Origin of the sequence: Streptomyces sp. NPDC059718 (assembly GCF_042733315.1) — a bacterium.
Taxonomy (GTDB): Bacteria; Actinomycetota; Actinomycetes; order Streptomycetales; family Streptomycetaceae; genus Actinacidiphila.
Window position 1 is genome coordinate 1 of sequence record NZ_JBHWGA010000002.1, and the last position, 17,749, is coordinate 17,749.

The 17,749-nt window shown below is 73.1% G+C and carries 17 protein-coding genes, 2 tRNA genes and 1 other RNA gene; 7 read left to right on the forward strand and 13 right to left on the reverse strand.

Translation table 11 applies throughout. The features are described 5' to 3' along the window. Positions 1-168: 168 nt before the first annotated feature. On the reverse strand, positions 169-630 hold the full coding sequence (locus ACFV3E_RS02415; protein ID WP_500532997.1) for a GatB/YqeY domain-containing protein: 462 nt from the start codon (positions 628-630) through the stop codon (positions 169-171). Between the two features lie 76 nt (positions 631-706). Between ACFV3E_RS02415 and ACFV3E_RS02420 the strand changes: the two genes are divergently transcribed. Continuing rightward, a complete protein-coding gene (locus ACFV3E_RS02420) occupies positions 707-1,639 on the forward strand; it encodes a metallophosphoesterase (protein ID WP_500532998.1) in 933 nt (310 codons plus the stop codon). 88 nt (positions 1,640-1,727) lie between these two features. Beyond that, a tRNA-Pro gene (locus ACFV3E_RS02425) sits at positions 1,728-1,801 on the forward strand. A 110-nt stretch (positions 1,802-1,911) separates the two neighbouring features. Here ACFV3E_RS02425 and ACFV3E_RS02430 read toward each other — a convergent pair. The 3 genes from ACFV3E_RS02430 to ACFV3E_RS02440 form a co-directional block, all read right to left on the reverse strand. After that, the gene (locus tag ACFV3E_RS02430; RefSeq protein ID WP_500532999.1) at positions 1,912-2,658 is read right to left on the reverse strand and encodes an SDR family oxidoreductase; all 747 of its coding nucleotides are present in this window, start codon (positions 2,656-2,658) and stop codon (positions 1,912-1,914) included. 229 nt (positions 2,659-2,887) lie between these two features. Further along, positions 2,888-4,450 carry an alpha/beta hydrolase gene (locus ACFV3E_RS02435; protein WP_500533000.1) on the reverse strand — a complete coding sequence of 521 codons (1,563 nt, stop codon included), beginning with the start codon at positions 4,448-4,450 and terminating at the stop codon, positions 2,888-2,890. 205 nt (positions 4,451-4,655) lie between these two features. Next, a complete protein-coding gene (locus ACFV3E_RS02440; protein ID WP_500533001.1) occupies positions 4,656-5,120 on the reverse strand; it encodes a GNAT family N-acetyltransferase in 465 nt (154 codons plus the stop codon). Between the two features lie 67 nt (positions 5,121-5,187). Between ACFV3E_RS02440 and ACFV3E_RS02445 the strand changes: the two genes are divergently transcribed. Together ACFV3E_RS02445 and ACFV3E_RS02450 are read left to right on the forward strand one after the other, a co-directional pair. Then, on the forward strand, positions 5,188-5,493 hold the full coding sequence (locus ACFV3E_RS02445; RefSeq protein WP_500367751.1) for a DUF6191 domain-containing protein: 306 nt from the start codon (positions 5,188-5,190) through the stop codon (positions 5,491-5,493). A 46-nt stretch (positions 5,494-5,539) separates the two neighbouring features. Beyond that, entirely contained in the window at positions 5,540-7,330 is a 1,791-nt protein-coding gene (locus tag ACFV3E_RS02450) for a S9 family peptidase (RefSeq protein ID WP_500367753.1), read from the forward strand. Here ACFV3E_RS02450 and ACFV3E_RS02455 read toward each other — a convergent pair. The 9 genes from ACFV3E_RS02455 to ffs all read right to left on the reverse strand — a co-directional run bounded on the left by ACFV3E_RS02455 (position 7,286) and on the right by ffs (position 15,826). Further along, positions 7,286-8,140 (reverse strand): SURF1 family protein, encoded by an 855-nt coding sequence (locus ACFV3E_RS02455; protein WP_500533002.1) that lies wholly within the window; start codon positions 8,138-8,140, stop codon positions 7,286-7,288. The two genes, ACFV3E_RS02450 and ACFV3E_RS02455, sit on opposite strands and share 45 nt — an antisense overlap. Before the next feature lie 48 nt (positions 8,141-8,188). Further along, a complete protein-coding gene (locus tag ACFV3E_RS02460) occupies positions 8,189-9,226 on the reverse strand; it encodes a hypothetical protein (protein ID WP_500533003.1) in 1,038 nt (345 codons plus the stop codon). Continuing rightward, positions 9,223-9,891, reverse strand: a complete 669-nt coding sequence (locus ACFV3E_RS02465; protein WP_500533004.1) for a SigE family RNA polymerase sigma factor — start codon at positions 9,889-9,891, stop codon at positions 9,223-9,225. Before ACFV3E_RS02465 ends, ACFV3E_RS02460 begins: the two co-directional genes overlap by 4 nt. A gap of 287 nt (positions 9,892-10,178) precedes the next feature. Beyond that, the gene (locus ACFV3E_RS02470) at positions 10,179-11,453 is read right to left on the reverse strand and encodes an aspartate kinase (RefSeq protein WP_499513036.1); all 1,275 of its coding nucleotides are present in this window, start codon (positions 11,451-11,453) and stop codon (positions 10,179-10,181) included. A gap of 237 nt (positions 11,454-11,690) precedes the next feature. Then, positions 11,691-12,338: a DUF5063 domain-containing protein gene (locus tag ACFV3E_RS02475; protein ID WP_499513035.1), complete on the reverse strand. Its 648-nt coding sequence runs from the start codon at positions 12,336-12,338 to the stop codon at positions 11,691-11,693. Further along, positions 12,331-12,930, reverse strand: a complete 600-nt coding sequence (recR, locus tag ACFV3E_RS02480; protein WP_089225298.1) for a recombination mediator RecR — start codon at positions 12,928-12,930, stop codon at positions 12,331-12,333. The genes ACFV3E_RS02475 and recR overlap by 8 nt, the downstream gene beginning before the upstream one ends. Positions 12,931-12,955: 25 nt before the next feature. Next, positions 12,956-13,291, reverse strand: coding sequence for a YbaB/EbfC family nucleoid-associated protein (locus ACFV3E_RS02485; RefSeq protein ID WP_431958833.1), 336 nt, complete (start codon positions 13,289-13,291; stop codon positions 12,956-12,958). Positions 13,292-13,447: 156 nt separating this feature from the next. After that, complete coding sequence (locus tag ACFV3E_RS02490; protein WP_500533005.1) at positions 13,448-15,619, reverse strand: DNA polymerase III subunit gamma and tau; 2,172 nt, start codon at positions 15,617-15,619, stop codon at positions 13,448-13,450. A 110-nt stretch (positions 15,620-15,729) separates the two neighbouring features. After that, positions 15,730-15,826: signal recognition particle sRNA small type (gene ffs, locus ACFV3E_RS02495), an RNA gene on the reverse strand. A 72-nt stretch (positions 15,827-15,898) separates the two neighbouring features. Between ffs and ACFV3E_RS02500 the strand changes: the two genes are divergently transcribed. The 3 genes from ACFV3E_RS02500 to ACFV3E_RS02510 all read left to right on the forward strand — a co-directional run bounded on the left by ACFV3E_RS02500 (position 15,899) and on the right by ACFV3E_RS02510 (position 17,731). Next, positions 15,899-15,986 (forward strand) — tRNA-Ser (locus tag ACFV3E_RS02500). Positions 15,987-16,312: 326 nt separating this feature from the next. Beyond that, the gene (locus tag ACFV3E_RS02505; RefSeq protein ID WP_500533006.1) at positions 16,313-16,846 is read left to right on the forward strand and encodes a SigE family RNA polymerase sigma factor; all 534 of its coding nucleotides are present in this window, start codon (positions 16,313-16,315) and stop codon (positions 16,844-16,846) included. Positions 16,847-16,867: 21 nt separating this feature from the next. After that, a complete protein-coding gene (locus ACFV3E_RS02510) occupies positions 16,868-17,731 on the forward strand; it encodes a hypothetical protein (RefSeq protein ID WP_500533007.1) in 864 nt (287 codons plus the stop codon). Positions 17,732-17,749 lie beyond the last annotated feature (18 nt).

Consider the following 17,749-nt stretch of genomic DNA (forward strand, 5'->3'; position numbering starts at 1 on the left):
GTCGGGGCTCGGCAACCCCCTGCCGGGGCGGCACGGGCCGGGGTGTTACCCGGGGGTCCACGAGGTGCCGGCGACGGGGCGCCGGGACCGATCGGTCCCGGCGCCCCTTCGGCGTTGCGGTGGACGGGGCCCGGCGGGCCACGCCGCCGTCCGTGGCGTCGGCCGCCGTCAGCCGCCCGCGAGCTGCTTGCGCACCTCGGCGGCGACCCGGCCGCCCTCGGCCAGGCCGGCGACCTTCGGGTTCACGATCTTCATGACCGCGCCGATCGCCTTCGGCCCCTCGGCCCCCGACTCCTCGATCGCCGCGGCGACGATGCCGGCCAGCTCCGCGTCGTCCAGCTGCTTGGGCAGGTAGGCGTCCAGCACCTCGCGCTCGGCCAGCTCACGCTCCGCGGCCTCCTTGCGGCCGCCCTGCTCGAAGGCGTCGGCGGCCTCCCGGCGCTTCTTCGCCTCGCGGGCGATCACCTTCAGCACCTCGTCGTCGGAGAGCTCGCGCGCCTGCTTGCCCGCGACCTCCTCCTTGGTGATCGCGGTGAGGGTGAGACGGAGGGTGGACGAGGTCAGCTCGTCCCGCCCCTTGATGGCAGCCGTGAGGTCGTCGTGCAGACGCTTCTTGAGCGTGGTGGTCATGGCGTCGAGTCTGCCAGGTCACCGCCGGGAGGACCGGAAATTTATCCCTGACGTGCCGTCTGCCACCATGGAGGGCATGCGCGCGCGATACGGAGTACCCCTGGGCATCACAGCTGCCGGTGCGGCCTGCGTGGCCTACGCGGCCGGAATCGAGGCGCGGTCGTTCCGGCTGCGCAGGGTGGCGGTGCCGGTGCTGCCGGCCGGGATGCGGCCGATCCGCGTCCTGCAGGTCTCCGACATCCACATGGTCCGCGGTCAGAACAAGAAGCGCCGCTGGCTGCAGTCGCTGGCCGGGCTCCGCCCCGACTTCGTCGTGAACACCGGCGACAACCTCTCCGACCCCCAGGGCGTCCCCGAGCTGCTGGACGCCCTCGGGCCGCTGCTCGACCTCCCCGGGGCGTACGTCTTCGGCTCCAACGACTACTACGGCCCCACCCCGCGCAACCCCGCCCGCTACCTCGCCGAGCGCCTCCGGGGCACGCACGGCCTCAACGGCCAGAACAACCCCGCCATCGGCGTCATCCGCAACCCCTGGGAGGAGATCCGCGACGCCTTCGACGTGGCCGGCTGGGTCGGGGTCAACAACACCCGCGGCCGCCTCAAGCTCGACGACGGCATCGAGATCGCCTTCGCGGGCCTCGACGACCCCCACATCCGCCGCGACCGCTACGCCGCCATCGCCGGCGGCCCCGACGCGGACGCCGACCTCTCGCTCGCGGTCGTCCACGCCCCGTACCTGCGCGTGCTCGACTCCTTCACGGCCGACCGCTACCCGCTGATCCTCGCCGGGCACACGCACGGCGGACAGCTGTGCATCCCCTTCTACGGCGCCCTCGTCACCAACTGCGACATCGACGCGGACCGGGTCAAGGGCCTGTCCACCCACGAGGCCACCGGCCACCGCTCCTACCTGCACGTCTCCGCAGGCTGCGGCACCAACCGCTACACCCCGGTCCGCTTCGCCTGCCCGCCCGAGGCCACCCTGCTCACCCTGACGCCGGGCGCCTGAGCCGCCGGCGAAAACCGGATTTCGTCTCCAGCGGGAGGTCCGCTAGAGTAATCCTCGTCGCGCCGGGCCCGAGGCCACGACGCGACACCGGGGTGTGGCGCAGCTTGGTAGCGCGCTTCGTTCGGGACGAAGAGGCCGTGGGTTCAAATCCCGCCACCCCGACTTCGTAGATGCAGATCAGGGCTCCCAGGAAATTTCCCGGGAGCCCTGACTCGTGTCATGTGACTATCCGCCTGACCATCGCTCGCAGTCCCGGTCGGAGCCGGGGTCGGTCATGAGGGCTTCACTGTGCTCTGCGCGCTGAGCCACTCGGCGAACGTCTGGGTGCCGCGGGGGCCGGGGCCGGTCGGCAGCAGGCCACCGCTGCGCATCCCGCCGGGGAAGTACAGGGGCACGACCGGACGGCGGCGCGCGCCGCCCGCGGCGATGAGGCGCCGGGCCAGGTCGACCAGGGACTCGACCTGCGGGCCCGCGAGCTCCGGGGCCATCCCCTTCGGCGGTTCGAGGGCGAGGTCGACGAGGGCTTCGGCCACTTCCCGTACGGCGATGGGCTGGACCGGCGCCGTCGGCACCAGCGCGATCGGTCCGGGGACACCGCTCAGCGCCTGACCCACGAACTCGTAGAACTGCGTCGCCCGCATGATGGTCCATGGCACCGGCCCGCCCCGGATGATCTCCTCCTGGCGCAACTTGCCCGTGTAGTACGGGTGCCCGACCCGGTCGACCCCCACGATCGACGGCGTCACGAGGTGCCGGACCCCGGCACGCTCGGCCGCACCGATGAGGTTCCGTCCCGCCTTCTCGAAGAAGCCGACGGCCACCGACTTGCGGTTCGTGGTCACGTTGCTGACGTCAATCACCGCGTCGGCCCCGGTCAGCGCCGTGTCCAGCCCCGACCCGCTCACCAGGTCGACACCCTGTCCGCGTGACAGCACCACGGGCTCGTGTCCGCGGGCCCGCACGGCCTCCACCACGAAACGTCCGGCCACCCCGGTACCGCCGGCAACTGCGATCTTCATGACTGCTCCCGTCCTCTCGGTGCTGCACGAGAGGAAGGAACGGGCCACACCCATCGCGTCAGCTCCACCTATTGTTACGATCGCGATCGTATCATTCAATACCAATAGGGATGGCCACCCCACCGCCTGCCGGCCGCCCCGAGGCCGTCCGTGATCAGCGCTTCCTGCACGGGGACGAGTCCGACCCGACGCGGGCCCGCGGCCAAGGCCTGGACGCGCGGCGCACGGGTCAGCCGCAGATCGTGCCTGGGGCGGGGAGTTCGCCGTGGGTCAGGTAGAGGTCGACGGCGTCGTCGATGCAGGGGCTGCCGCGGTGGTAGGCGGTGTGGCCGTCGCCGTCGTAGGTGAGGAGGTGGCCGGAGTCGAGTTGACGGGCGAGGGACTGGGCCCAGGGGTACGGGGTGGCGGGGTCGCGGGTGGTGCCGACGACGAGGATGGGGGCGGCGCCGGGGGCGGCGATGGCGTGCGGGGTCTGGGTCGCCGGGACGGGCCAGTGGGTGCACAGCACCAGGAACGTGGCCAGTGAGGTGCCGAACTGGGGTGAGGCGTGCAGGAAGGCGGGCAGTGCGGCCTGGGCCTGGGCCTCGGAGAAGCGGGCGCCGAGGGTGGAGCTGAGGCAGTCGACGGCGAGGAGGGCGTCCGCGGCGTTGCCGGAGTCGCCTTCGTCCGTGCCGGCGAACTGCTGCAGTTCGGTGGTGTCGCCGGCCAGGATCTGGCGCAGCATGGTGCGCAGTTCCTCCCAGGAGGCCTCGCGCAGGGCCGTGATGACCGCGGTGAGGAGGTCCTCGCCGGTGATGGTGATGTCCTTGCCCTGGCGCAGCGGGCCGGCGTCCAGCTTGTCCCGCAGGCCGTCGAGGACGCGGCCGGCCTCCGCGACGGAGTGGCCCACCGGGCAGTCGGGGCGGGCGGCGCAGTCGGCGGCGAAGGAGTCCCAGGCCAGCTGGTACCCGGCGGTGCTGTCCAGGTTCTCGCGGTAGCCGTCGATAGCGGGGTCGACGGCGCCGTCGAGGACCATGCGGCCGACCCGCGAGGGGAACAGCTCGGCGTAGGTCGCGCCGAGGTAGGTGCCGTAGGAGTAGCCGAGGTAGTGCAGGCGCTCGTCGCCGAGGAGGGCGCGCACGACGTCCATGTCGCGTGCCGCGTCGGGGGTGCCGAGGTGGGGCAGCAGTTCCCCGGCGTGCTCCTCGCAGGCGTCGGCGAGTTCCTCGAACGCCTCGTAGGAGTCGGTGATCTCGGCCGCGTCGCCGGACAGCCGCAGGCCGAAGCCCATGGGGGTGGCCGGGCTGTCGGTGGCGCAGTCCACGGGGGTGCTGTACTGCACGCCGCGCGGGTCGACGGCGACCAGGTCGTACGCGGAGCGCGTGGCCGGGGAGAAGGTGCCGGCGGCGGCGACCAGGTAGTCGACGGCGGACTCGCCGGGGCCGCCGGGGTTGATCTGGAGCGAGCCGACGCGGGCGCCGGCGTCGCCGGTGGCCCGCACGCGGGCGGCGGTCAGGGTGATGTCGCCCGCTTCCGGGCGGGCGTAGTCCAGGGGCACCGTCACGGTGGCGCACTGGAAGCCGGGCACGTCCTGGCAGGCTTCCCAGTCGAGGTGCTGCTCGTAGTAGCTCCGCAGCTCCGGGGGTACGCCCGCCGCGGGGTCCGCGGCCGCCCGGCCGGCGTCGGGGGACAGCTGCAGCGGGCCGGCGGTGGCGCAGGCAGCGGTCAGCAGGAGCCCGCAGGTGCTCAGCACCGCGAGCGCGCCGCGCAGCCTGCGCCGGGGTATCCCGTCGGTGTCCCGTACAGCGATCATCGCCGCGCCTTCCTCGTACGCCCGTGTGACGGGGGACCGCAGGACGCGGCGCCCGGGCCGGCCCGGGGGTCAGGGTCCGGTCGTGTCGCGGAGCGCTCGGACGCGCCCCCCGCGCTCCGCTGCGTCACCACCCCATCACACGTCGTGCGTGGCGGCGGCCCGAGTGGGCCGAACGCGTGAACCTCCGGGGTGCCCGGACGGGGGTTCAGCGGGGCGCGTAGGCGATGCGCTCGAAGGGCCAGGCGCGGGCCAGCCAGTCGCTGACGACGCGGTGGAGTGCGGCGTCCAGGGCGGCGTGGGGGGCGCTGACCCAGGAGCGGACGTCGATGACGCCGGGCTCGGTGCGGGAGCCGTAGACGTACACGCAGCCGATGACGTCGCCGCCGGGGACGGACAGGACGGTGTAGGTGAAGCCGGTGCGCCGCTCGAAGTCCTCCGCGTGCTTGCGCAGGTCCTCCAGGTTGGCTTCGAGGCTCATCCCGTCCGGCGGCGGCCAGGAGCGGCCCTCGAAGCCGGGGGTGGCGCGGATGTGGTCGATGCCGGACGTCCAGGCGGCGTGGTCGGCGGCGTTGTGCTGCGGGCCGAGGGGTTCCAGGCGGAAGCGGTCGGTGGCGGGCGGGTCCGGGACGACGAAGTCCGGCGGGACGAGGGGCTGTTGGGTGTCGGTCATGGCGCGAGGGTAGCCGGGTCCCGCCCGGACCGTCGCCGGTGCGCCGCCGCCGTGCGAAGGTGGGGCCATGGGTGTCGAGTTCGTGGTCTTCATGACGCTGCCGGGCCTGGTGATCCTGCTGATCGGGGTGGCCTTCGTCGACCAGGTGCTGCGGGCGGGCCGGTGGGGCGGACGGAGCGGGCAGGTCTCCGCGACCGGTTTCGAGCAGCTGCACGCGAGCTTCTCGCCGGGCAAGCGGAGCGAGTTGGACGAGCGCCGGGCGACGCTGATGCTGCGCGACGAGGAGGGCGACGGGGCGCCCCCGCGGTCGCGGGTGGACCTGGGGCGGGGGACGGCGCTGATCGTCGTTCCGGGGTGTGATCGCAGCGGGTGACGACGGCCACGGTCCGCTGCGGGGCGCGATCGGGTTTGATGGTGGCATGAGCGACGTCATGGCTGGTATGCCGGATTGGGAGAAGCGCTTCCGGGCGCCACGCGTCGGACTGCCGGAGTGGGCGGAGGACGCCCCCCACCGCAGCCTGTTCGTGTCGAATGCGACGGGTACCTACGAGCTGTACGCGTGGGACCGGACGACCGGGGCGCAGCGGCAGGTCACCGACCGGCCGAACGGCACGTCGGACGGGACGCTGACGCCGGACGGCGCGTGGGTGTGGTGGTTCGCGGACACCGACGGGGACGAGTTCGGGGTCTGGATGCGGCAGCCCTTCGCGGGCGGCCCGGACGAGCCGGCCGCGCCCGGCCTGGAGCCCTCGTACCCCGCGGGGCTGGCGCTGGGCCGGGGCGGGCTGTCGGTGGTCGGCCGCTCCACCGACGAGGAGGGCACGACGATCCACGTCGTGCGTCCCGGGGCGGAGCCGGTGGAGATCTACCGGCACGAGGAGTCGGGCGGGGTGGGCGCGCTGTCGGAGGACGGCACGCTGGTCGTCGTCGAGCACACCGAGCACGGCGACGCGATGCACTCGGCGCTGCGGGTCGTCACGACGGACGGCACTACGGTCGCGGAGCTGGACGACAGCGAGGGCGGCACGAAGGAACTGGGCCTGGAGTGCCTGGGGTTCGCCCCCGTGGCCGGCGACGCCCGGCTGCTGGTGGCGCACCAGCGGCGCGGCCGCTGGGAGCCGATGGTCTGGGACGTCGCGGCGGGCACGGAGACCGCCCTGGCGATCGACCTGCCCGGTGACGTCGCGGCGGAGTGGTACCCGGACGGCACCGCGCTGTTGGTGGTGCACTCCTACCGGGCCCGCAGCGAGATCTACCGCTACGGGCTGGCGGACGGGGAGCTGACCCGGCTGGACACCCCGGCGGGCTCGGTGAGCGGCGCGACGGCCCGCCCCGACGGCACGGTGGAGTTCCTGTGGTCGTCGGCGGCCGCGCCCTCCGAGGTGCGGTCGACGACCGGCGCCGTGGTGCTGGAGGCGCCGGGCGAGCGGGCCCCGGGCTCGCTGCCGGTGGAGGACGTGTGGGTGGACGGGCCCGGCGGCCCGGTGCACGCGCTCGTCCAGCGGCCCGCGCGGGGCGAGGGCCCGTACCCGACGGTGTTCGAGATCCACGGCGGGCCCACCTGGCACGACTCGGACGCCTTCGCGGCCGGCCCGGCGGCCTGGCTGGACCACGGCTACGCGGTGGTGCGGGTCAACTACCGCGGTTCCACGGGCTACGGCCGGGAGTGGACGGACGCGCTCAAGCACCGCGTCGGCCTGATCGAGCTGGAGGACATCGCGGCGGTCCGGACGTGGGCGGTGGAGTCGGGCTTCGCCGACCCGGCCCGGCTGGTGCTCTCCGGCGGCTCCTGGGGCGGCTTCCTGACGCTGCTGGGGCTGGGCACCCAGCCCGAGCTGTGGACGGTGGGCCTGGCGGCGGTGCCGGTCGCGGACTACGTGACGGCGTACGGCGACGAGATGGAGGCGCTGAAGGCGCTGGACCGCACCCTGTTCGGCGGTTCCCCCGAGGAGGTCCCGGACCGCTACGAGGCGTCCTCGCCGATCACGTACGTGGCGCGGGTCAAGGCCCCGGTCTACGTCTCGGCGGGCCTCAACGACCCGCGCTGCCCGATCCGGCAGATCGACAACTACGTCGAGCGGCTGGCGGGCCTGGGCAAGGCGCACGAGGTCTACCGCTACGACGCCGGGCACGGCTCGCTCGTCGTCGACGAGCGGATCAAGCAGCTACGACTGGAGCTGGACTTCGTCCGGCGCCACCTCGGCGGCTGAGGCCGCGGCCGGCCCCTCCTCCCCGGTGAGGCCGAGCTCGGCGTCGCGCCGGGTCTCGGCCTCCCGCCGGACGAGCCGGAACCACATGAAGACCACGAAGCCCGCGAAGACGAACCACTCGCCGGTGTAGCCGAGGTTCTGGAAGGCCTTCAGGTCCAGGCCGGTGCCGCTCGGCGCGACCGGCGGGACGGCCCGCAGGGGCGAGCGGACGGCCTCGGTCTGGGTGATCCAGGCGCCGTACACCTGGTACGGGACGAGGTTGACCAGGGACGCCGCGCTGATGATCCCCAGCTGTCCCTCGGCGAGGCCGCCGCGGCCGATCGCGCCGTCGCTGTCGGCGCTCTCGGGGGCCTGCAGGGCCCCGGTGACGGTGACCTCCCCGGCGGGCGGTGCGGGCACGTCGGCGGCGGACGCGCGGTCCGCGTCGCCGGGCAGCCAGCCGCGGACGACGGGCAGGGCGGCGGCACCGTCGCCGGTCAGCAGCGGGGTGAGCACGTAGTAGCCGGTGCGTCCGTCGACCTCACGGCCGGGCACGAGGAACTGGTGCGCCGTGTCGTAGCGGCCGGTGGCCCGTACCGTGCGGCCGGCCGTCTCGGTGGTGAGCGCGGAGGTCGCCCGCGGCAGCAGGCGCTCCAGCGGCGCCGCGTCCCGGGCGGTGGCCGCGGGCTTGTCCTGGGCGGCGCGGTGGCTGTCGACGCGGGCCTCGAACCGGCTCAGCTGCCAGCTGCCCATGAACGTGCAGAGGACCACGGCGCACACCATGAAGAGGTGCCCGCCCAGCCAGCGGGGGGACAGCAGGAACCGGTACACGCCGTCAACGGTACGGGGCGCCCGGGCGTCCCCGGGAACCGCCCCCCGCTACTGTGCGGCAATGGCGCCGGTCTTGTAGACCGTCCCGGCGCAGGCACCGCCGATCGTCGCCATGACGACGGGCGCTCCGGCCTCGGGCGTGTGGCTCAGCACGATGCTGCCCGCCGGGCCGCCCTGGCCGGGGCCGTCCATACCCGCCGGGGGCGCGGACGCCTCGCCGGACGGGGTGTCGGTGGCGGTCGCGGTGGGCGTCGGCGTGACCGGGGGTGTGCAGCCGCCCGAGTCGCCGCCGGCGGCCGGGACCCAGGTGAACTCGACCCGGTAGCTCTGCCCGGACTTGAGGATCAGCGCCGTGCCGAGGGAGTCGGGCAGTGTGGTGCCGTCGTTCGGGGTGTGGTCGACGACACTGATGCGGGCGGAGTCGGCCGCGCCCTGGGTGGAGGAGACGCTGACCGAACCGCCGCCGTCGACGGTGCACGAGCCCTTCGAGGTGTTCGCCACCTGGAACCAGCCGTTGACCCGGCCCGAGCCGTCGGCGGCGCCGGCGTAGCCGGAGGCGTTGCCGAGGTCGCCGGTGGTGCACAGCGGGGCGTTGGCCGCGAGCGTGTCGGAGGGGTCCGCGGAGTCCGAGGCCCCGGGGGTGACGTGCCCGTGGGAGCCGCCGGTGCGCGTGGGGTCCTCGTCGGAACGGCCGTCGCCGTCGGACGGGGTGGGCGTGCCGGCGCCCGCGGCCGGACCGTTCGCGTCGCCGTCGGTGCCACCGGTGTCCTGGGCGCTGGAGGCGTTGGCGGTGTCGGCCTTGGCGGATCCGGAGAGGTCCGCCGCGTGGAGGGCGGCGGGGACCGCGACCAGCGCCAGCAGGCATGCGGCCGCGCTGCCGGCCAGCAACTGCCGACGGTGCGCCCGCCGGGCGGGGACCGCGCGGCGCAGGTGCTCCAGCGCCTCCTGGCCCGGCTGGATGTCGCTCACGGCGTCGCGCATGAGCCGGCGCAGCGCCAGTTCGTCGGGGTTCAGCCGCTCTTCGGGGCTGCCGCCGCCGATGTCGTTCTCGGGTTCCATACCGCCGGGTGGGTTCGGGTTGGTCATGCCGGGGCCTCCATCGCGACGCGGAGCGCCGCGAGACCACGCGAGCCGTACGCCTTCACCGAGCCTAGGGAAATGCCGAGGGTCTCGGCTACTTGGGCTTCGGTCATGTCGGCGAAGTAGCGCATGACGAGGACCTCGCGCTGCCGGCGCTGCAGCTTGCGCAGGGCCGCCTTCAGCTCGTCGCGCTCCAGCGCCTCGTACGCCCCCTCCTCGGCGCTCGCCATGTCGGGCATGGGCTTGGACAGCAGCCGCATGCCCATGATGCGGCGGCGCAGCGCGGAGCGGGAGAGGTTGACGACGGTCTGCCGGAGGTAGGCGAGGGTCTTCTCGGGTTCGCGGACCCGCTTGCGGGCCGAGTGGACACGGATGAAGGCCTCCTGGACGACGTCCTCGCAGGAGGCGGTGTCGTCCAGCAGGAGTGCGGCGAGGCCGAGCAGCGAGCGGTAGTGGGCCCGGTAGGTCTCGGTGAGGTGGTCGACGGTGGTCCCGACTGACATCGCGGCGTCAGTGTCGCCGCGGTCGCGGTCCGAGGGTGCCTGCACCACAGGCCAGGGCGCGATCACCGGGATGCCGCCGACTGCGCGCGACGGCCGCCGGACCTGCGGACGCGCCGGAGCGCTGCCCCGCCCCACGAGGGGTGCTTCGATGCCGAGTGCCTCTGCCACGCCTGTTGGACACGCGTCCCCCCGTCAGGGTTGTACGCCCGAGGCACCGTTTTTGACGGTGTAGCACATATGCGCATGCGTACCAACTCTTCCCCAATGCCCCTTTTGCTGGCGCTGTTGCGCCGCGCCCGGCCTGCAGCACAGTAGGGCAGTGCGCTGACACAAAGACGCTCCCTGCGCGTCGCGCGGTTGCGACACACAGGGAGCTGAAATTGTCTGGCGCCTACAGGCTTCCGATCAAGCGGTCCAGACCAGAGATTTGGGTCACCCGACCGAAATCGGGGTGCTCAGCGGCCTGTTCCTCCGTAGACGACCGCTTCGTCGGTTTCGCTGTCCAGGCCGAACGCGGAGTGCACGGCGCGTACGGCCTCGTTGACGTCGTCGGCGCGGGTGACGACCGAGATGCGGATCTCGGAGGTGGAGATCAGCTCGATGTTCACGCCCGCGTTGGACAGCGCCTCGAAGAACTGCGCCGTGACACCGGGGTTGGTCTTCATGCCGGCGCCGACCAGCGAGATCTTGGCGATCTGGTCGTCGTAGCGGAGCGTCTCGAAACCGATGGTGCCCTGGACGCGCTTCAGGGCCTCGATCGCCCTCGGGCCGTCGGCCTTGGGGAGGGTGAAGGAGATGTCGGTCAGGCCGGTGGCCGCGGCCGACACGTTCTGCACCACCATGTCGATGTTGATCTCGGCGTCCGCGATCGCCCGGAAGATCACGGCCGCCTCGCCCGGCTTGTCGGGCACACCGACGACCGTCACCTTGGCCTCGGATGTGTCGTGCGCGACACCGGAGATGATCGCGTGCTCCATGCCCGTCTGGTCCTCTCGCGGCTCATTGCTGACCCAAGTGCCCTGGAGGCCGGAGAACGACGACCGGACGTGGATCGGGATGTTGTAACGGCGGGCGTACTCCACGCAGCGGTGGAGCAGCACCTTGGAGCCGGAGCTGGCGAGCTCCAGCATGTCCTCGGAGGAGATCCAGTCGATCTTCCGCGCCTTCTTCACCACGCGCGGGTCGGCGGTGAACACGCCGTCGACGTCGGTGTAGATCTCGCACACCCCGGCGTCCAGGGCCGCCGCCAGCGCCACCGCGGTGGTGTCGGAGCCGCCCCGGCCCAGCGTCGTGATGTCCTTGCTGTCCTGGGACACCCCCTGGAAGCCGGCCACGATCGCGATGTTGCCCTGGTCGAGGGCGGTGCGGATGCGGCCCGGCGTGACGTCGATGATGCGCGCTTTGTTGTGGACGGAGTCGGTGATGACACCCGCCTGGCTACCGGTGAACGACTGCGCCTCGTGTCCGAGGTTTTTGATCGCCATCGCCAGCAGGGCCATGGAGATCCGTTCTCCGGCGGTCAGCAGCATGTCGAACTCGCGGCCGGTAGGCATCGGAGATACCTGTTCGGCGAGCTCGATCAACTCGTCCGTCGTGTCACCCATCGCCGAGACCACGACGACCACCTGGTGGCCGCTCTTCTTGGCATCGACGATCCGCTTGGCAACGCGCTTGATGCCCTCGGCATCCGCAACGGAGGAGCCGCCGTACTTCTGCACGACAAGGCCCACGTGCGCTCCTCAAATCCGGTACTGCGTTCGGCTCAGTCTAACGAGCAGGCCGGGACCGACCCCTCAATACCACATGCTGAGACGCCGGGCCCACTCTGCGAGCCATCTGCCCAACGACACGCCGACCTATGCACACCGGGCGGCGTGCTCCGGGTCACTACGGCCCCGGGTCGCCGCCTCGGACACGCGACCACGCACACGCGCCCGCCCCTGGTCAGGGGCGGGCGCGGTGGGGGTTCAGCGGCTGGGGCGCAGCCCCAGCGGCTTGGCGATCTCGGCGGCCATGACCCGGCCGGCCTCGGCGGCGAGCTTCTCCTCGTCGTCCGCGCCGTGGTCGGTGTCCAGTCCGTCCAGCGCGTCCAGCGGGCTGTCCAGCCGCACATGGGCGACCAGGGACTGCAGGGCCCGCAGCGAGGCCGAGGCGGTCGGCCCCCAGTTGGACAGGTAGGAGAACTGCCACCACCACAGCGCCTCGCTGACCCGGCCCTCGCGGAAGTGCGCCAGGCCGTGCGCGAGGTCCGTCACCACGTCCGCGAGGTCGTCGGAGATCCGGCAGGCCACCGGCGTGCTGCGCGGCACGTAGGGGTCGAAGACCTCGGAGTAGACGTCGATCGGCTCCAGCAGCACCGCGAGCCGCTGGCGCAGCTCGTCGGCGTCGGGCTCCGGACCGATGTCGGGCTCGTAGCGCTCCTCCGGGACGATGTCCTCGTGCGCCCCGAGGCGGCCCCCGGCCAGCAGCAGCTGGGAGACCTCCAGCAGCAGGTAGGGCACCGCGCTGTCGGGGTCGTCGCCCTTGGCGACCTCCCGTACCGACAGGATGAAGCTCTCGATCTGGTCCGAGATCGAGGAGGCGAAGTCGTCGGGGTCCAGGGCGTTGTCAGACATCAAGCAGCCGCCTTCCTTCAAAGGCCCGGCCGAGCGTGACCTCGTCGGCGTACTCCAAGTCGCCGCCGACCGGCAGGCCGCTCGCGAGACGGGTGACCTTCAGTCCCATCGGTTTGACCATGCGTGCGAGATACGTGGCCGTCGCCTCCCCCTCGAGGTTGGGGTCGGTGGCCAGGATCAGCTCGGTGACGCTGCCGTCCGCGAGCCGCGCCAGCAGCTCCCGTATGCGCAGGTCGTCCGGGCCGACCCCCTCGATCGGACTGATCGCGCCGCCGAGCACGTGGTAGCGGCCGCGGAACTCGCGGGTCCGCTCGATCGCCACCACGTCCTTGGGTTCCTCGACCACGCAGATGACGGTCGGGTCGCGGCGCGGATCACGGCAGACCCGGCACTGGTCGGCCTCGGCGACGTTGCCGCAGACCGCGCAGAACCGGACCTTCGCCTTCACCTCGCTGAGGGCGTGCGCGAGCCGTCGGACGTCGGCGGGATCCGCCTGCAGGATGTGGAAGGCGATCCGCTGCGCGCTCTTGGGACCCACGCCGGGCAGCCTGCCCAACTCGTCGATCAGGTCCTGAACCACGCCCTCGTACACGCTGTGCCCTCTTCGTCGCCTGGAACTAGAAAGGAAGGCCGGGGATGCCCCCGAGCCCCTGGGCGAGCGGGCCGAGCTTGCTCTGCTGCAGCTCCTGCGCGCTCGCGGTCGCGTTGTGCACGGCGGCGACGACCAGATCGGCCAGCGTCTCCGTGTCCTCAGGATCGACCGCCTTGGGGTCGATGACCAGACCCCGCAGCTCACCGGCTCCGGTCACGGTCGCCTTCACCAGGCCACCGCCGGCCGTACCCTCGATCTCGGTCTCGGCGAGCTCCTGCTGGGCCGCCGCGAGGTCCTGCTGCATCTTCTGTGCCTGCTTGAGCAGCTGCTGCATGTTCGGCTGACCACCACCGGGGATCACGGTCTCGCTCCTGCCTCACGACGTCGGTTGTGCGGGTAGGGCGAGCCTACGTGCTCGGGGGCCCGCTCGCGCTACCCGTACGAGGGAACGAGCGGCGCGCGTCGCCCGTTCCGCCCCCGCCGTACCGTTCCGCACAGGGGAACGGGGGCGCCGCGGCTACTCGTTGGCGATCTCCTCGATCACGGTGGCACCCAGCTCGCGCACGATGAGGTCGTGGCCGCTGAGCGCCGTCTCGTCCAGGTCCGGGTCGTCGTCCTCGGGCATGTCGTACTCGATGGGCGGGGGCTCGTCGGTGACGGGCGGGTACGCGGACGCCGCAGGCGCCGCGTTGACGGCGGCACGGGCCGCCGCGGCGGCGGGCGGCGACGGGGACGGCGCCGGGCTCTGGGACTGCTGGTGGGGTTGTTGCTGCGGCTGCTGGTGCTGCTGCTGCGCGGACGGTGCCGGGGACGCGGGGGCGGGACGGGAGCCGCCGGGGCCACCGCCGGGTCCCCCCGGGGCCGGGCCGCCGCCTCCGGGGCCGCCGCCCGGGCTGACGATCGCCTCGATGCGCCACTGGACGCCCAGGGCCTCGCTGATCGCCTGCTTGAGCACCTCCTCGTGGCCGCGGTTGGCGAAGCTGTCGCGGGCACCGGGGTTGTCGAAGCCGATCTGCAGGGTCGAGCCGTCGAAGCCGACGAGCCGGGCGTTCTGGTCGAGCAGTATCCACGTCACCTTGCGCAGCCGCTTGACCGCCTCGAGGACGGTCGGCCACATCTGGTGGACCCGTGAGGCGTCGCCGATGGGCTGCGCGCCCGCCGCGGCCGGTGCGGGAGCGGGAGCCTGCGCGGGCGGCGCCGCGGGGGCGGACGCCGGGGCCGGGGCCGACGCCGCGGTGGGCCAGGCGCCGGGACGCTGCCCGCCGCCGGGGGCGGCCGCGGTCGGCCAGGCACCGGGACGCTGCGCGGCGGGGGGCTGCGCGGGCGGGGCGGCGGGCGCAGGCGTGGGCTCGGGGGCGGCGGCTGGAGCCGGGGCCGGTGTGGGTGCCGGTGCGGGTGCGGCTTCGGCGGGCCGGGCCGGTCCGCCCATCGCCGCGCGCGCCGCGGCGGGGCCGCCGCCGGGCGGGAGCGGCTCGCCGAACTCCACGACCGGGGCCGCCGGGCCGCCCGCGTGGGCCGCGAAACCACCGGCGGAGGCGCGGCGTTCCAGCCGGTCCAGGCGGGCCTGCAGCGACCGCTCGTCGTCGTAGGCCGCCGGCAGCAGCACGCGGGCGCAGATCAACTCCAGCTGCAGACGCGGCGAGGTCGCCCCGCGCATCTCCGTGAGCCCGCCGTTGACCAGGTCCGCGGCACGGCTGAGCTCCGCCGCCCCGAACACCCCGGCCTGGGCCCGCATCCGCTCCACGACGTCGGCGGGGGCGTCGATCAGCCCCTTCTCCAACGCGTCCGGCACCGCCGCGAGGATCACCAGGTCCCGCAGCCGCTCCAGCAGGTCGGCCACGAAGCGCCGCGGGTCGTGCCCGCCCTCGATCACGCGGTCCACGAGCTCGAACGCCGCCGCGCCGTCCCCGGCGGCGAAGGCGTCCACGACGTCGTCCAGCAGCGCGGCGTCGGTGTAGCCGAGCAGCGAGGTCGCCATGGCGTACGTCACACCGGCCTCGCCCGCACCGGCGAGCAACTGGTCCATCACGGACATCGAGTCACGCACCGAGCCGGCCCCGGACCGGACCACCAGCGGGTACACCCCGGCCTCGACCGGGATCGCCTCCCGCTCGCAGACCTCCGCCAGGTAGTCGCGCAGCGTGCCGGGCGGCACCAGCCGGAACGGGTAGTGGTGGGTGCGCGACCTGATGGTGCCGATGACCTTCTCGGGCTCCGTGGTCGCGAAGATGAACTTCAGGTGCTCCGGGGGCTCCTCGACCACCTTCAGCAGGGCGTTGAAGCCCGCCGAGGTGACCATGTGCGCCTCGTCGATGATGTAGATCTTGTAGCGGCTGCTCGCCGGCCCGAAGAAGGCCTTCTCCCGCAGGTCGCGGGCGTCGTCCACGCCGCCGTGCGACGCCGCGTCGATCTCGATCACGTCGATCGACCCCGGGCCGTTGCGGGCCAGGTCGCGGCACGACTGGCACTCCCCGCACGGCGTCGGCGTCGGGCCCTTCTCGCAGTTCAGACAGCGCGCCAGGATGCGGGCGCTGGTCGTCTTGCCGCAGCCGCGCGGCCCGCTGAACAGGTACGCGTGATTGACCCGGTTGTTCCGCAGCGCCTGCTGCAGCGGGTCCGTGACGTGCTCCTGCCCGATGACCTCGGCGAAGGACTCGGGACGATAGCGGCGGTACAGAGCGAGGGACACGCCTACGACGATATCGGCCCCCACCGACACCCGGGCCCCGCGCGTGTGACGGCCCCCACACCGGCGGCCCCGCGGCCGCCCCGGGCCGCGTTCCCACAGGCCCGCGGGCAGCAAAAGACCCCTCACGCACCCGCCAGAGCCCACCTACCCTTGCTGCCTTCCGGCCCTGGGGGAGTTCAGCGAGATAGCGCCACGTGAGGGGCTACGCCCACCCTACCTGATCGGATCACCCGGGAACGAGTTCGCGAGCACTCCCTCCGGTCTAGTAATGTTTGCCGCGGAGGATTCGCCTAGAGGCCTAGGGCGCACGCTTGGAAAGCGTGTTGGGGGCAACCCCTCACGAGTTCGAATCTCGTATCCTCCGCCAGTGCCTCACCGGGCACGTTGTCGAAGGGCCCCACCGGTCGCGGTGGGGCCCTTCGACGTTCCTCGGCCCTCGTTGTCCTGGTCTTCGTCCACGGCGGGTGCGTCCGGGCCCCAGATCGCTGCCGCGGTCTTCCGGGCCGCTTCCCTCAGCACGGGGTCGGTCACGTGCGGGGACCGTGCCCTGACGGGAGCACGGTCTCGGTGGCGTCCTCACTCGGTGCCGAACCGGAGCCGCGGTGAAATCCGCTTTCAACCTCCGGCGGGCGGCGGCGCTCTGAACACGGGTGACAGGACAGGGCCCCGTGCGGGGCCCCGAGAGGAGAGCAGATGCCGGAGAACGGCCGGGGCCCGGGAGCGGCGGCGGGCCCGCGGGCGCCGGAGGGCTTCGAAGCCTTCGCCCGGGCGAGTCAGAAACGGCTGTACCGGACCGCGTACCTGCTGTGCGGGGACGCGGACACGGCCCGGGACCTGACGCAGACCACGCTGGCCAAGCTGTTCCAGCACTGGCGGCGGGCGAGTGCCGCCGACCACATCGAGGCGTACGCCAGGACCGTGCTGACCCGTACGTACCTGGCCGAGCGGAGGCGGCGGCTGCGGGACCTGCTGGCGCACTCGCGTCCCGGGCCGGGGCCCTCGCCCGACCATGCCGACCTGCGGGTGACGCTGTTGTCGGCGCTCGCCGGACTGCCGCCCAGGGCCCGGGCCATGGTCGTGCTGCGCTACTGGGAGGACCAGAGCGTCGAGTCCGTCGCCACGCTGCTGAAGTGCAGCGAGTCCACCGTCAAGAGCCAGTGCTCACGCTCCCTGGCCAAGTTGCGCGCCCAGCTGGGCGAGGCCCACGTCTACGCCACGGGAAGCTGAGGGACCGCCATGGGAGACAACATGCCCGAGGAAGTGCACGGGAGCGCCCTGCTGGTGAGGGAGGCCATGGAGCACGCGGTGGCGGAGCTGCCGCCGGCCCACGACCTGGTGCCCGCGGCGGTGGTCCAGGGACGGCGCCGCAGGGCCCGGGTCCGGGTCGCCGTCGCCGCCGGGGTCGCCTGTGCGGTCGGGGCCGTGGTGTTCGGATCGGCGGCGCTGCCGGGCGGGGGCGGCGGCGGTACGACGGTCCGTCCCGCCGCGAGCACCACGCCCGCGCCGCGTACGTCCGAGGAGCCGGCGCCGTACCGGACGCCGGTCCACCTCGAACCCACCAGTGACACCGAGGAGTCCATGGCCGATCTGCCGCCCGCCGAGCGCGAGCGCCAGGAGGGGTTCCAGCAGCAGGTGGCGGTACTCCTCGACGAGCTGCTTCCGGACGCGGTCGGCCTGATCCGGCCGGTCGACCTCGCGGTGTGGCGCTACCAGGGCGAGACCGCGGGCGGGAAGGTGTTCACCGTCAGCCTGTCGGTACGGCCCTCCGGCGGTGCCCCGGGGACGACCCGGCTCGGGGCCACGTGCCCCGAGGACCCCGACTCCCTCAAGGGTGGCAGCTGCGCGCAGGGCACGCTGCCGGGCGGCATCAAGGTGGCGGCGTACCGCCTGGTCGACGGCTCCCCGGACACGATGTACACCCGGGTCCGCTTCGTCTACGGCCACAGCGACGTGGAACTCGCCGTCTACCCCGACCAGGGCACGAAGACCTCCGCCCCGGTCACCGCGGGGCAACTGCTGGCGGTCGTGCGCGACCGGGGCTTCCTCGACCTGGTGCGGTACGCCGACGCGCATCCCGTGGAGAAGAAGCAGATCCCCGTCCTGGGCGGCTGAGCGGCGCCGCCACCGGGC

Coding starts and splice junctions, on each gene's coding strand:
- ACFV3E_RS02430 (WP_500532999.1), bottom strand. CDS start 2,658: ATGAAGATCGCAGTTGCCGGCGGTACCGGGGTGGCCGGACGTTTCGTG.
- ACFV3E_RS02475 (WP_499513035.1), bottom strand. CDS start 12,338: ATGTCTGACAACGCCCTGGACCCCGACGACTTCGCCTCCTCGATCTCG.
- ACFV3E_RS02460 (WP_500533003.1), bottom strand. CDS start 9,226: ATGACCAACCCGAACCCACCCGGCGGTATGGAACCCGAGAACGACATC.
- ACFV3E_RS02505 (WP_500533006.1), top strand. CDS start 16,313: ATGCCGGAGAACGGCCGGGGCCCGGGAGCGGCGGCGGGCCCGCGGGCG.
- ACFV3E_RS02510 (WP_500533007.1), top strand. CDS start 16,868: ATGCCCGAGGAAGTGCACGGGAGCGCCCTGCTGGTGAGGGAGGCCATG.
- ACFV3E_RS02445 (WP_500367751.1), top strand. CDS start 5,188: ATGGGTGTCGAGTTCGTGGTCTTCATGACGCTGCCGGGCCTGGTGATC.
- ACFV3E_RS02440 (WP_500533001.1), bottom strand. CDS start 5,120: ATGACCGACACCCAACAGCCCCTCGTCCCGCCGGACTTCGTCGTCCCG.
- ACFV3E_RS02450 (WP_500367753.1), top strand. CDS start 5,540: ATGAGCGACGTCATGGCTGGTATGCCGGATTGGGAGAAGCGCTTCCGG.
- ACFV3E_RS02415 (WP_500532997.1), bottom strand. CDS start 630: ATGACCACCACGCTCAAGAAGCGTCTGCACGACGACCTCACGGCTGCC.
- ACFV3E_RS02420 (WP_500532998.1), top strand. CDS start 707: ATGCGCGCGCGATACGGAGTACCCCTGGGCATCACAGCTGCCGGTGCG.
- ACFV3E_RS02435 (WP_500533000.1), bottom strand. CDS start 4,450: ATGATCGCTGTACGGGACACCGACGGGATACCCCGGCGCAGGCTGCGC.